We start from the raw sequence: 13,301 nt of genomic DNA on the forward strand, positions 1-13,301 counted from the left end.
CCTTTTGCCCGCCGTCAGTTCGAGTCAATGACTTTGCTGCCAACGGTGAGAACAGGACAGAACTAGGTCCGTTGGCCGGCTGAGACGAGGCCGGCGTCATAGGCGAGGATGACCGCCTGGACGCGGTCGCGGAGGCCGGTCTTGGTGAGCATGCGGCTGACGTGCGTCTTCACCGTGTGTTCGGTGAGGTGCAGGGCGGCGGCGATCTCCGCATTCGAGTTGCCCTTGGCAACCAATACCAGGACCTCGCGCTCGCGGGCGGTGAGGACATCCAGCCGCTCCGCCACTGCCGGATCCAGGTGGTTGTCGGCGAACCGGTCGATCAGCCGCCGGGTCACCGGGGGCGCCAGCAGCGCGTCCCCGTCGGCGATCACCCGGACCGCGTTGATCAGCTCGTCACGCGACGACCGTTTCAGTAGGAAACCGCTCGCGCCGGCCCGCAACGCGTCGTACACGTACTCGTCCAGGTCGAAGGTGGTCAGGATCAGCACCCGCGGCGCGTTCGGCCGACCGACCAGCCGGCGGGTCGCCTCGATCCCGTCCATCACCGGCATCCGGACGTCCATCAGGACCACGCCGAGGTCGAGGATCGCGCCCGCCTGGTGCAGCGCATCCGATCCGTCGACGGCCTGCGCGACCACCTCGATGTCCGGCTGCCCGTCCAGGATCATCGAGATCCCGTCCCGGACCAGGTCCTGGTCGTCGACCACCATCACCTTGATCACTCGGCCATCTCCTTCGTTCCCAGCGGCAGCCAGGCGCTGATGGTGGTGCCTTCACCGGGGGCGGAGGTGATGGTCAGGGTGCCGGCATGGATCCGGACCCGCTCCTGCATACCGGTCAGGCCGTGCCGGCCCTCCGGCCGAACGGCCGGGTCGAAGCCCTGCCCGTCGTCCCGCACCCAGACCGCGACACCGGTCGCGGCCCGCTCGACCAGGATCGCGGCCGCGGTCGCCTTGGCGTGCTTCGCCACATTCGTGAGCGCCTCCTGCACCAGCCGGTACGCCGTGAGCTGGATCCCGTCCGGCACACCGCCCGATTCACCTCGGACCTCGAGCCGCACCGGCAATCCTTGCTCCGACATCGTCTCCGCGAGCCCGGCGAGCTCGCCGAGTCCTGGCTGCGGGGTCAACGCCGGATCCGGTACGCCGTCGGCATCTCGCAGCGCCGACAGCATCCGGTCCAGCTCACCCAGCGCGCGCCGGCCGGCGTCACCGATCCGCTGAAACCCGGCGAGCGCTTCCTCGTCGCCACGCTTCAGCAGGTCCGGACCGGTCTCGGCCTGGATCACCATCAAGTTCACCGCGTGCGCCACGACATCGTGCAGGTCCCGGGCGATGTAGGACCGCTCGGTCAGCACGGCCTGCGCGGCATCCTGCTCGACGGCCCGCTGTTCGAGAGCTGCTTCGCGGGCCGCCGACGTACGGTTGCGCAGGTAGAGCCGGACCAGCACCCCGGCCAGGACGACCAGCGCCAGCACCAGCGACAAGCTGACCGGCCACTGCCGATCGACGATGCCCTCGTAGATGTCGTTGTGATAGTGGAAATCCGGCGGGTTGTGGATCTCGCCACTCGTCAGCGGCTGATGCTTCAGCGCCGGGAAGATCAGCACCATCTGTGGATAGCGGACCAGCCACGCGACCAACGGGGCCGCAACCAGCACTCCCGTTGCTATCGGCAACGAAAAGCGCAGCGACCGGTGCACGGCCAGCGAGAACAGGGCGAACGCGAGCGCAGCCAGCAGCGTCCAGCACAAAGAGGTCTGCCAGTAGGCCAGCAAGGAGGCGACCGTCAGCACAACCACCGGCACGACGGGCCGGTACCGGCGCAGCGCCAGGATGATCACCGAGAATCCGATCGCGAACGGCATCCAGTGCGGGGCGCTCCACCAGTTGCCGATCACCCGGTCGTGCTGCAGTTCGAGCAGCACCAGCGAGGCGGCAGCGAAGGCGAGCAGCAGATCGAAGGCCCAGCGGCGCTCCGGATCCAGTACGAAGGCCCGTACGTCGTCCAGCCGCTGCCAGGCGGTCCCGGCCGACCTGACCTCATGGCGCCGGAAAAGCAAGGCCGCGAGTCCGATCACCAGCACCAGACCTGCTTGCCACCATTTCAGGTCCGACGTCGCGGCGTGCCAGAACGCAGCGGCCACCATCAACGCGGTGACCACAGCTGTGACCAGGACGGAGACCGCGAGCCTGCACCGGGAAGGCAGCGACCACAAGGAAAGGGCGAGGCCGACCAGTGACACCCAGCCGATCTGCCCGAGCAGGAGGGAGCCGATCGCCCCCACGGTCAGGCCGATGGACGCTGTGACCGGATCGACGCGGCGGATCGCGATCAGCGCCGGGGCCAGCGCCACGATCACGAGCAGGTACGACCGGGAGTGCTGCCAGGTCGGGGCCGCCTGGACGATCCGGTACTGCAGGACAGCCAGCCCGATCACCGCCAGCACGACGTCGGCCGACCGGTGGACGAAGAACCTTCGTAACAGCGTCACCCGGCCGCCTCACGAGTCGGCAGCCAGGCGCTGACCTTGGTCCCGCTTCCCGGGCTGGACGTGATCGTCAGCGTCCCGTGGTGGATCCGGACCCGCTCGTGCATCCCGGTCAGCCCATGCCGGCCGTCCCGCTCGCCGTCGGGGTCGAAGCCCTTGCCGTCGTCGGTGACCCACACCCGGACGCCGTCCCCCGAGCCGAGATCGACCAGCACCTGAACCGCATCGGCCCCCGCGTGCTTGACCACATTGGTCAGCGCCTCCTGGACCAGCCGGTACGCCGTGAGCTGGACGCCGGCCGGCACCTCGTCGAAGCTGCCCCGGATCTCGACCTCCACCGGTACCCCTTGCTCTGCCAGGCCGGTCGCCAGTTCGCCGATCTCGGCCAGCCCGGGTTGCGGAGCCAGCGCCGGGTCGGGCCGGCCGTCGGCGTCCCGGAGCGCCGACAGCATCCGGTCCAGCTCACCCAGCGCCCGGCGGCCGGCGTCGCCGATCCGCTGGAACCCGGCCAGCACCTCGTCGAGGTCGCGCTGAGCCAGGTCCGGTCCGGTCTCGGCCTGGATCACCATCAGGTTCACGTGGTGCGCGACCACGTCGTGCAGGTCCCGGGCGATCTGCGACCGGCCTTCGAGCAGGATCTGGGTCTGCTCCCGTTGCTTGTTCTGCTCCTCGAGCTCGACCTCGCGCAACCGGGCGATCCTGGTTCGCTGGTACAGCCGGCCGACGACCCCGAGGCACACCGGCAACAACAGGCTCAACGAGAGCGTGAACGGCCACTGACGCCCGGCCAGCTCCTGGTAGTTCCAGTTGAATTCGGTCCCGTCGGACTCGAACAAGCTGTTCTTGACCACCGGGAAGAGCGTCGAGAGCAGTCCGAATCCGGCGGTGGCCGCGACGACCGGCGGTGCCGCCAGGGCGATGATTGCCACCGGCAACGCAATCACCAGCGGGCGTTGGACCGCCAGCGAGTACAGCGCGATCACCAGGCCGATGAGCAGGGTCCAGCGCTCCTCCGTCTGCCAGTAGGTCAGCAGGCCGGCTGCGGTCATCACCACGACGGGCACCTCAGGGAAGCGCCGCCGGAGTACGAGGGTGAGCGGTGAGAATCCGATCGCGTAGGGCATCCAGTGCTGCGCGCTCCACCAGTTGCCGATGTTCTTCCCGTGCCAGACGTCCATCAGCACCAGCGAGGTGATCGCCGTGCCGAGCAGCAGGTCGACCGCGAGTGCGTGGTCGGGCTCGCCCAGCACCCGGCGGATGTCGTCGAAGCGTTCGCCGATGGTGGCGAGGGCCTGCGGCCGCTTTCGCCGGCGCAGGTAGGCGAGTCCGGCCAACCCGGCGAGTGCCAGCGCGGCGGAGATCCACCACGGCCAGGACATGGTCTCGATCTGGTCGAACACGGCTGATGGGGTGCGGCCGGCCGAGCCCTGAGTTCCGTCCGGATCCGTGAACTCCTGGAAGATGTCCGGGTAGAGGTTCCAGGCGAGCAGCCCGATCGATCCCGAAGCCAGCAGCGGGGCGATGACCACGACCGCCGTGACGCCGATGGTGAACACCGGACGGCAGCGTTCGGCCAGCGACCACAACGCGAGCGCGCAGCCGATCAACAACACCCAGTCGGTCTGCCCGAGCAGCAACGAGGTGTAGGCGCCGAGCGCCAGCCCTCCCGCGGCCAGCACCGGATCCACCCGACGGATCGCAACCAACGCGGGCGCGACGGCAACGATCACCTGGAACGCGATCGGTGCGTACGGCCAGCCGTGGTCGGACTGGACGATCCGCACCTGGGTGATAGCGAGCCCGGCGATCGCCAGCAGGGCGTCCAGCGTGAAGGCGTCCCGCGCCAACCGCCGGCTGATGGCAGCCGGTAGCCGGCGTCCGTCCCCGGGCCGGAGCCGGGCAGGCGCGATCGCTTCGTTCACCCCTTCATTCTGCGGCCCCGGGAGGCCCAGGCCGTCACTCTTTGGAGTGACACCGACTCGTGCCGCGTCATTCGTCGCGGTGACCTCGGAGGGCACTTGACGGCGATGTGGCCGGGGGTGCCCGGCCAGCAGAGTCGAAAACATGACCACAAGTCCCGTACTCCGGCCCGCGCCGGCCCGCTCCCGGCTCCGGCCGATCGGGTCGGTCGCGGGCGCTCTGGCCCTGCTCGCCGGCATCCTGCTGATCTGGCCACCCACCTCGTCGATGTCCGATCTGCGGGTCTACTTCGCTGCCGCTCGTGGCTTCGTCGACGGCCAGAACATCTACGAGGTCCACCACCAGTATCCCGGCATGCTGCTCGGGTTCACCTACCCGCCGTTCGCCGCGATCCTGCTGGCCCCGCTCGCGGTCGGCCAGGAGTTCGCCAAGCTACTGCTGACCCTGGTGTCCGGCATCTCCCTGCTCGCGATCGGATCGATGATCGCCCGCGCGCTCCGCCCGCAGTGGAGCAAGGACCGGCTGATGCTGGCCGGTCTCGTCTGCGCGGCGGCGGGCCTGCTACTGGAGCCGGTCTCGGCCACCTTCGGCATGGGCCAGGTCAACCTGCTGCTGATGGCGTTGCTGATGGCCGACCTGCTCGGCCACACCCCGCGCCGGTTCCGCGGCGTCCTCGTAGGTGTTGCCACCGGCATCAAACTCACGCCGGGAATCTTCATCGTGTTCCTACTGGTGACCCGCCGCTTCCGGGAGGCCGCGATCGCCTCCGCCACTACCGCGGCGACCATCCTGCTCGGCTACCTGGTGATGCCCGGGCCGACGGTCGCCTTCTGGACCCGATACATCTTCGACCCGAGCCGCCCGGGACCCGCGCAGTACATCAGCAATCAGTCACTCCGCGGAGCGATCACACGGATCACCCGGAACTCTGACCTCACCGGACTGCTCTGGTTGCTCGCGGCTGCGGTCACTGCCGTCGCCGGACTGGCCGTCGCCAAGCGTCTGCACGGGCTCGGACGTCCGCTGGACGCGCTCGTGGTCACCGGTTTCGCCGGACTGCTCGTCTCGCCCATCTCATGGTCGAACCACTGGGTCTGGGCACTGCCCGCGACCGCCGTGGTCTGGTCCTGGGCGACCTCGGCGTACCGGCTGGGTAGCGGCGGCCGGGTCTTCGCCGCCGCGTGGACGGTCGTCTTCGCGCTGGGTCTGCCCTGGATGGCGCCATGGGCCGACGACAAGGAGTACCACCACACCTTCCTGCAGGCGCTGGTCGGCAACTCCTACACGCTCGCCGGCATCGCCTTGCTGGCCGTCGCCTGGTTCACCACGGCCAAGCCGCCGGTCGTCCGGTGACCGTTGCCCCCACCCGCGTCGAACAGCCGCGGCGACGGACCGGTGCGCGGTCCGTACGCCGTGTGCTGGTCGCCGTCGCCGGCCTGATCGTTGTCCTCGGTTACTGCTGTCATCGCTGGCCGCCGACCGACTTCCGCTACGACCTGAACGTCTATGTGGTGGCCACCAAGGAGTTCCTGACCGGGTCGGACATCTACACCGGCCACCTGGTCTCGAAGCTCGAGCTCGGGTTCACCTACCCACCCTTCGCCGTGCTCTGCTTCGTGCCCCTGGTGCTGGCCGGGACGGCAGGTGGCCGGGCGCTCATGTTCGGCTCCTCGATGGTCAGTCTGCTGCTCATCGGCTGGCTGATCACGCGGGCCGTCCGTCCGGCGTGGCCGCGTCACCGCATCGTGCTTGCGACGATCGCCTGTGCCGCCATCGCCGTGAAGGTCGAGCCGGTGGCGTCCACGTTCGACCTCGGCCAGGTGAACCTGGTCCTGATGGCGATGGTGCTCGTCGACCTGCTCGGCATTACGCCGTACCGGTTCCGGGGAGTACTGATCGGGATCGCCACCGGGATCAAGCTGACGCCGGGCATCTTCATTCTTTATCTGCTGGTCGTCCGCAAATACCGCGAGGCCTCCGTCGCCACCGCGGCGACGGCCGGAACGGTGGTCGCCGGCGCGCTGGCGATGCCGACCGCCTCGCTGAACTACTGGACCGGCTATCTGTTCGATCCGGGCCGCGCTGGACACGGCGAGCTCGCCAGCAACCAGTCGCTGCGCGGCGTCATAGCGCGGCTGGCCGGTGGTTCCGCGCCGCTTCTGCTGCTCGTGGTACCGGCCGTTTGTGTCTTCGGGCTGCTGGCGGCGCGCCGCGTCCACGAGCGCGGCCACACCTTCGAGGCGATGTTGCTTGCGGCAACCACCGGTTTGTTGATCTCGCCGATCTCCTGGACGACCCACTGGGTGTGGGCGTTGCCGATCGGCATCGTCGGCTGGCTGCGGACGTACGAGGCCTTCCGGGCGCGCCACACCAGGCTTGCGGCCGGCCTGGGCACGGCTGCGCTGCTGTGGAGCATCACCTTCACCGTCGGCCTGCCCTGGAAGGCGCAGTACGAGCCGCACGAACCGCTCAGCAGCAGAGCGCTGAGCACCAACGCCTATGCCCTCTGCGCAGTCCTAGCGATCGCGGGCGCTCTGGTCTTCACCCGCCGAAAGGTCACCTCATGAAAGCCCTGCAGGACAAGCAGCTCTACCGCCTCTTGCTGATAGCCGTCTCGGTCACTCCGTTGCTCTACCTGCTGATCTCCGGTGCACTTGACTTGAAGGTTTACCGCACCGGTGGCTACGCCTGGCTGCATGACGTCAGGCTCTACTCGGAGGACTTCGGGAAGCACGTGCCCGGCATCGCGCTGCCGTTCACCTATCCCCCGCTTGCGGCGGTGCTGTTCGTTCCCTTGCACCTCCTTCCCTTTCCACTGGCCTCGCTCGTGATGTGCGTGGCCAGTACGGCAGCCTTCAGCGCGACCATGGTGCTCGTCGCACAGCGCCTGTACGGCGACGGTCGGCGCGCGACGATGCTCGGCCTGCTGATCGTCGTCCTCGGACTGGCCTTCGAACCGGTCCGCTCGACGATCGGGTTCGGCCAGATCAATCTGATCCTGATGGGCCTGGTCTCGCTCGACTGCCTGCTGCCGCAGACCCGCTGGCCGCGCGGGATGCTGATCGGCCTCGCGGCGGCGATCAAGCTCACCCCGGCAGTCTTCGTCCTCTATTTCCTGGTACGGCGTCAGTTTCGTGAGGCGGCCGTCGCGCTCGGGACCTTCGCCGGCCTCGGCCTGCTGGGCTGGCTACTCGCGCCGGCCGACTCCGCGCAGTACTGGTTCGGTGTGCTCTTCGACCCCGACCGGATCGGCGGAGCGACGTACGCGTTCAACCAATGTTTCCAGGCGGTGCTGCAGCGGACCATGACGGATGGGCCGCTACGGACTCTCACTTGGGTGGCTCTGGTGCTGGCTAGCGGCGTACTGGCTGCTGTTGGTGCCTATCGGGCCAGGACGGCCGGGAAGGATGTACTGGCGTTGCTGGTGATCGCTGTCTGGGGACTGCTGTCGTCGCCGGTCAGTTGGTCGCACCACTGGGTGTGGATCGCGCCCGCCTCGCTGCTGCTGATCAAGCACGCGCGGCAGAGCAAGTGGATGCTGGCGGCGACGATCGTCGTACTGGCCGACTTCGTGACCGGGCCGCATCAGTTCCTGAATCCCGAAGGGCGCGGATGGTCGTTGCCTGAGCACCTTCTGGGTTCGGGGTACGTGCTGATCGGGCTGGCTTTCCTGATCGTTGCTGCCTTCTTGCCGCGGCCGGCCGTTGTCCGTCAGGGTTTGAAGTCGGCGGCGCGGATCCGGTAGACCTGCAGGTTGAGGTCGTAGTACTTGTCGGTCTCGCCGACCCATTCCATCCCGAGCCGGCGGGCCGTGCCGATCGCGCGCTTGTTGTTCGGCCGGGCGACGGCGAACAGTTCGTCCACGTCACCGGTGCTGAAGGCCCAGCCCATCAGTGCCTTGCTCGCCTCGCTGGCGAAACCGTTACCCCAGGCCGACGGCCGAAACTGCCAGCCGATCTCCAGGTCCTCCTCGTACGGCGGGAGCAGCCGGATCAGCAGTCCGCCGATCACCTCGTTGTCGTCCTTGCGGACCACCGCGAAGCGCCCGGCCGGGACGACGAAGTTCGGCTGGGCCTCGATCCAGGCCCGCAGGATGGCCCGCATGGTCGCCTCGTCGGTGACCTTCTCGATCGCGGGCGACAGCCATTGCGCCACATCGGCGGATCCGTAGATCTCCTGGGCGGCTTCGGCGTCGTCTTCTTCCCAGTCCCGGATCAGCAACCGGTCGGTCTCCAAGGTGAGCGTCACTTCGCCAGAGTAGGCGGCAGACGACCCGGCGCGACAGGTTCGCGGTGAACTCTTAGGTGATCAACAGGTGAACGGGGGTGGCCGGAGGTGTCCTGGGGGATGGACGACCTCCGGCCGTCCGGAGATGTCGTGGGGGGTACGACTGTCTCCGGTTCATCCGGGGACTGTCGTGGGGTCGACTGTCTCCGGGCCCGGAGGCGCCTGGGGGGATGGGGTGCCTCCGGGGGGAGCCGGAACTCCTTCGGAGGAAGGGGTTCCGGAGGTTCAGTGGCGGCCGAGTTCCAGCGGCTGGGTGCGGATCCACCGGGTGGTGGTCTGCTGCCGGCCCATCGCGATCACGTCGCCGGCCGGCCCAGCCGAGAAGACCCGGCTGTTGGTGTGCTGGCGGGAGACACCGACACCCCGTTGGACTTCAGCCAGCAGCTGGTTGACCCGCTTGCGCAGACCTTCCACCTCCGACTGTAGCTCGAGGATGTGCCGAATCCCCGCGAGATTCACACCCTCTTCCTGTGACAAATGCTGCACGTACCGCAGCTTCGCCACGTCGTACGCCGAGTAGCGCCGGCCGCGGCCGGACGCCCGGCTGGGCGTGACAAGCCCCAGCCGGTCGTACTGCCGCAGCGTCTGCGGATGCATGCCCGCCAGCTGCGCCGCCACCGAGATCACGTAGATCGGGGTGCGGTCGTCCCAGGTCGGCACCTGGCTGAACGGGATCCCCATCAGGAGCTCCCGAACAACCCGGCGCGCAGGTCGGGCTGGGCCGATGCCGTGTTGAACTCCTGCAGTTTCTCGCGCTGCTCGTCGGTCAACTCGTGCGGCACCTGCACCTCGATGGTGAGCAGCAGGTCGCCCTTGGTGCCGTCCCGCCGGACCGATCCCTTGCCACGGACGCGCAGCTTGCTGCCGTTCGCAGTACCGGCGGGGATCCGCACGGTGACGGGGAGCCCGTCCAGGGTCGGCACCTTGATCTCGGCACCCAGCGCGGCCTCGGTGAAGCTCACCGGCACCGCCAGCGTCAGGTGCTCGCCCTGCCGCCCGAAGATCCGGTGCGGCTTCACGTGCACGCTGACATAGAGGTCACCCGCGGGGCCACCTCGTTCGCCGGCCGCACCCTTGCCCTTCAACCGGATCCGCTGGTTGTCCTGCACACCCGCCGGGATGCGAACCTGCATGGTCTTGCTCGACTGGCCGCGGCCGGAGCCGTGGCAGGTCTCACAAGGCTGGTCCACGACCAGGCCACGCCCCTTGCACTCGGTGCACGGCTCCGTCATCGCGAAGACACCGCCCTGGACCGAGGTCTGCATACCGGTGCCTTCGCACTTGAGGCAGACCTTCGGAACAGTTCCGTACTTCGCGCCGGTGCCGCGGCACGTCTTGCAGGGTTCGTCGCTGGTCATCCGGAGCGCGACGGTGACACCGTTGACGGCCTCGGCGAACTCGATCGTCGCCTCGGTCTCGATGTCGGCACCGCGCCGCGGCCGGGCCGTCGACGTGGTGGTCGTGGTCCGGCCACCACCGCCGAACATGCCGCCCAGGATGTCGCCGAGCCCGCCGCCACTCGTCGAGCCCGACCGGTTGAACAGGTCACCGACGTCGAAGCCGAAACCGCCCTGGCCGCCGGTGGTGCCACCGCTGCCCGGCATCCGGAACCCGCCGCTGCCGAACAACCGGCGCGCCTCGTCGTACTCCTTGCGCTTCTTGGGGTCCCCGACCACGTCGTACGCCTCGGAGACCTCCTTGAACTTCGCCTCGGCCGACGCGTCCCCGGCGTTGGAGTCCGGGTGGTACTTGCGCGCCAGCTTGCGGTACGACTTCTTGATCTCGTCCTGCTCAGCGGTCTTGGAGACGCCGAGAACCTTGTAGAAGTCCTTCTCCAACCAGTCTTTCGTACTCATCGACGCCCCACCTCCTCGATTCGCCTACTCAGCAGGCTTTTCACTGTCGCCCGACTCATCAGGCTTTGCCTCGGGCAACTGCTCGGTCGGCTCGGAGACGGCGACCCTTGCCGCCCGCAGGATCCGGTCGCCGAGGCGGTACCCCGGCTGCATCACCAGCGTCGCGGTCGGACCGTCCACCTCGTCGGAGTAGTTGTGCAGCAGGGCCTCGTGGATCCGCGGGTCGAACGGGTCGCCCACCTCACCGTACTTCGTCAGGCCGAGCTTCTCGGTGACCCGCTCGACCGACTCGGCCACCGCCTTGAACGCACCCTCGAGCTCGCCCGCCTCGCGGGCCCGCCCGATGTCGTCCAGGGTCTGCAGCAACTCGGTCAGCACCGAACCGATGACGACCTCGCGGTTCGCCTCCCGGTCGCGGTCCACCCGGCGCTTGTAGTTCACGTACTCCGCCTGCAGGCGCTGCAGGTCGGCGGTACGTTCCGCCAGGGCTTCGGTCAGCAGGGCCTCCTGCGCCGATGGCCCGCCGATCAGGTCGGACGGGTCGCGCGGCGGCTGTGCGCCCGGCGTACCGGGCGCTGCCGCCCCTGCGGGAGCCTCGGGCTCCCGCAGGTTCCCCGTCTCCGGGTCGATCCGGCGCTTGTCGCGGATGACGGGCTCGCCGTCACCGAACTCGCTGCCAGGGTTCGGGCGATCGGTCACTTGGTGTCCTCAGGCTTGCTGTCCTGCGGGCGGTCCTCGTCCACGATCTCCGCGTCGACCACGTCGTCGTCGGTGCTGCTGTTCGTGCTCTCGTCGCTCGAGGTGCTCTCGTCCGCGGTGCCGGCGGCCTGGGCGTTCGCGTACATCGCGGCACCCATCTTCTGGCTGGACTGGGCGAGCTTCTCCGACGCGGTCTTGATCACGTCGGCGTCCTCACCCTCGAGCGCCTTCTTCAGCTCGCTGACGCCGTCCTTGACCTCGGTCTTGACGTCGTCGGGGATCTTGTCCTCGTTCTCCTGCAGGAACTTCTCGGTCTGGTAGACCAAGCCCTCCGCCTGGTTGCGGGACTCGACGGCCTCGCGGCGCTTGCGGTCCTCCTCGGCGTACTGCTCGGCGTCGCGGACCATCTGGTCGATGTCGGTCTTCGGCAGCGCGGAGCCACCGGTCACCGTCATCCGCTGCTCCTTGCCGGTGGCCAGGTCCTTGGCGTTCACGTGCACGATGCCGTTCGCGTCGATGTCGAAGGTGACCTCGATCTGCGGCACGTTCCGCGGCGCCGGCGGCAGGCCGGTCAGCTCGAAGTTGCCGAGCGACTTGTTGTCGCGGGCCATCTCGCGCTCGCCCTGGTAGACCTGGATCATCACCGACGGCTGGTTGTCCTCGGCCGTGGTGAAGATCTCCGAACCCTTGGTCGGGATCGTGGTGTTGCGCTCGATGATCTTGGTGAACACGCCACCCTTCGTCTCGATGCCCAGGCTCAGCGGGGTCACGTCGAGCAGCAGGACGTCCTTGACCTCACCCTTCAGCACACCGGCCTGCAGGCTGGCGCCGACGGCGACGACCTCGTCCGGGTTCACACCCTTGTTCGGGTCCTTGCCACCGGTCAGCTCCTTGACCAGTTCGGCCACGGCGGGCATCCGGGTGGAGCCACCGACCAGGATGACGTGGTCGATCTTGCTCACGTCGATGCCGGCGTCCTTGATGACGGCCTTGAACGGGGCGCGGGCGCGCTCGAGCAGGTCGTTGGTGAGCTTCTGGAACTCGGCCCGGGAGAGCTTCTCCTCCAGGTGCAGCGGGCCGGAGTCGGTCAGGCTCAGGTACGGCAGGTGGATCGACGTCTCAGCAGCGCTGGACAGCTCGATCTTGGCCTTCTCGGCGGCCTCCTGCAGACGCTGCATGGCCATCTTGTCGCCGGACAGGTCGGTGCCGTTCTTGTTCTTGAACTGGGTCACCAGCCACTGGACGATGCGCAGGTCCCAGTCGTCACCACCGAGGTGGTTGTCACCGCTGGTCGCCTTCACCTCGAAGACGCCGTCGCCGATCTCCAGCAGCGACACGTCGAAGGTGCCGCCACCGAGGTCGAAGACCAGGATGGTCTGCTCGGTGCCCTTGTCCAGCCCGTACGCCAGCGCGGCCGCGGTCGGCTCGTTGACGATCCGGTGCACGTTCAGACCGGCGATCTCGCCGGCCTCCTTGGTCGCCTGGCGCTGCGCGTCGGAGAAGTAGGCCGGCACGGTGATGACCGCGTCCGTGACCTGCTCCCCGAGGTACGCCTCGGCGTCCCGCTTCAGCTTCTGCAGCACGAAGGCGCTGATCTGCTGCGGGGTGAACTTCTTGCCGTCGATGCTGACCGACCAGTCCTCGCCCATGTGGCGCTTGACGGACCGGATGGTGCGGTCGACGTTCGTGGTGGCCTGGCGCTTGGCCACCTCGCCGACCAGGACCTCGCCGTTCTTGGCGAAGGCCACGACCGAGGGCGTCGTACGCGCTCCCTCGGCGTTGGGGATGACGGTGGGCTCGCCACCTTCCAGTACGGCGATGACAGAGTTCGTCGTACCGAGATCGATACCGACCGCGCGGGCCATGTGCGTTACCTCCACGAAGTTGAGTGATGCAGACTCAATGTTGCCTCTCCGGGGGTCCGGATTCAAATCAGGACCTAGGTCCGATCGGCAAGACTTGAGTTCACCTGGCTCAACATTGCCGTACCCCGAGGTCATTCCCAACCCCGGGCCAGGTTTTTCGGGGATCGGTCAGGGCGCCGG

General features: G+C 68.2%; 11 protein-coding genes. 3 read left to right on the plus strand and 8 right to left on the minus strand.

Annotated elements, in window-relative coordinates; translation table 11 throughout:
* Window positions 1-62: 62 nt before the first annotated feature.
* From ABZ004_RS12620 to ABZ004_RS12630, 3 genes are read right to left on the minus strand one after another with little or no spacing between them, the layout of a single operon-like run.
* Window positions 63-725, minus strand: coding sequence for a response regulator transcription factor (locus tag ABZ004_RS12620; protein ID WP_355679941.1), 663 nt, complete (start codon window positions 723-725; stop codon window positions 63-65).
* Complete coding sequence (locus ABZ004_RS12625; protein WP_355679942.1) at window positions 722-2,497, minus strand: ATP-binding protein; 1,776 nt, start codon at window positions 2,495-2,497, stop codon at window positions 722-724. The genes ABZ004_RS12620 and ABZ004_RS12625 overlap by 4 nt, the downstream gene beginning before the upstream one ends.
* Window positions 2,494-4,416, minus strand: coding sequence for a sensor histidine kinase (locus tag ABZ004_RS12630; protein WP_355679943.1), 1,923 nt, complete (start codon window positions 4,414-4,416; stop codon window positions 2,494-2,496). The genes ABZ004_RS12625 and ABZ004_RS12630 overlap by 4 nt, the downstream gene beginning before the upstream one ends.
* Window positions 4,417-4,558: 142 nt before the next feature.
* Between ABZ004_RS12630 and ABZ004_RS12635 the strand changes: the two genes are divergently transcribed.
* The 3 genes from ABZ004_RS12635 to ABZ004_RS12645 are packed head-to-tail and all read left to right on the plus strand — an operon-like array spanning window position 4,559 to window position 8,159.
* On the plus strand, window positions 4,559-5,767 hold the full coding sequence (locus tag ABZ004_RS12635; protein WP_355679944.1) for a glycosyltransferase 87 family protein: 1,209 nt from the start codon (window positions 4,559-4,561) through the stop codon (window positions 5,765-5,767).
* Entirely contained in the window at window positions 5,764-6,981 is a 1,218-nt protein-coding gene (locus tag ABZ004_RS12640; RefSeq protein ID WP_355679945.1) for a glycosyltransferase 87 family protein, read from the plus strand. Before ABZ004_RS12635 ends, ABZ004_RS12640 begins: the two co-directional genes overlap by 4 nt.
* Window positions 6,978-8,159, plus strand: a complete 1,182-nt coding sequence (locus ABZ004_RS12645) for a glycosyltransferase 87 family protein (protein ID WP_355679946.1) — start codon at window positions 6,978-6,980, stop codon at window positions 8,157-8,159. Before ABZ004_RS12640 ends, ABZ004_RS12645 begins: the two co-directional genes overlap by 4 nt.
* Here ABZ004_RS12645 and ABZ004_RS12650 read toward each other — a convergent pair.
* From ABZ004_RS12650 to dnaK, 5 genes are all read right to left on the minus strand, one after another.
* On the minus strand, window positions 8,126-8,662 hold the full coding sequence (locus tag ABZ004_RS12650; protein ID WP_355679947.1) for a GNAT family N-acetyltransferase: 537 nt from the start codon (window positions 8,660-8,662) through the stop codon (window positions 8,126-8,128). The genes ABZ004_RS12645 and ABZ004_RS12650 overlap by 34 nt on opposite strands.
* A gap of 264 nt (window positions 8,663-8,926) precedes the next feature.
* Complete coding sequence (locus ABZ004_RS12655) at window positions 8,927-9,382, minus strand: helix-turn-helix transcriptional regulator (protein WP_355679948.1); 456 nt, start codon at window positions 9,380-9,382, stop codon at window positions 8,927-8,929.
* Window positions 9,382-10,557 carry a molecular chaperone DnaJ gene (gene dnaJ, locus ABZ004_RS12660; RefSeq protein ID WP_355679949.1) on the minus strand — a complete coding sequence of 392 codons (1,176 nt, stop codon included), beginning with the start codon at window positions 10,555-10,557 and terminating at the stop codon, window positions 9,382-9,384. Before dnaJ ends, ABZ004_RS12655 begins: the two co-directional genes overlap by 1 nt.
* A gap of 24 nt (window positions 10,558-10,581) precedes the next feature.
* The gene (grpE, locus tag ABZ004_RS12665; RefSeq protein WP_355679950.1) at window positions 10,582-11,256 is read right to left on the minus strand and encodes a nucleotide exchange factor GrpE; all 675 of its coding nucleotides are present in this window, start codon (window positions 11,254-11,256) and stop codon (window positions 10,582-10,584) included.
* Window positions 11,253-13,121, minus strand: coding sequence for a molecular chaperone DnaK (gene dnaK / locus ABZ004_RS12670; RefSeq protein ID WP_355680022.1), 1,869 nt, complete (start codon window positions 13,119-13,121; stop codon window positions 11,253-11,255). Before dnaK ends, grpE begins: the two co-directional genes overlap by 4 nt.
* Window positions 13,122-13,301 lie beyond the last annotated feature (180 nt).

The sequence above is a fragment of the Kribbella sp. NPDC006257 genome, assembly GCF_040613535.1.
Taxonomy (GTDB): Bacteria; Actinomycetota; Actinomycetes; order Propionibacteriales; family Kribbellaceae; genus Kribbella.

Coding starts and splice junctions, on each gene's coding strand:
- ABZ004_RS12635 (WP_355679944.1), top strand. CDS start 4,559: ATGACCACAAGTCCCGTACTCCGGCCCGCGCCGGCCCGCTCCCGGCTC.
- ABZ004_RS12645 (WP_355679946.1), top strand. CDS start 6,978: ATGAAAGCCCTGCAGGACAAGCAGCTCTACCGCCTCTTGCTGATAGCC.
- ABZ004_RS12655 (WP_355679948.1), bottom strand. CDS start 9,382: ATGGGGATCCCGTTCAGCCAGGTGCCGACCTGGGACGACCGCACCCCG.
- dnaJ (WP_355679949.1), bottom strand. CDS start 10,557: ATGAGTACGAAAGACTGGTTGGAGAAGGACTTCTACAAGGTTCTCGGC.
- dnaK (WP_355680022.1), bottom strand. CDS start 13,121: ATGGCCCGCGCGGTCGGTATCGATCTCGGTACGACGAACTCTGTCATC.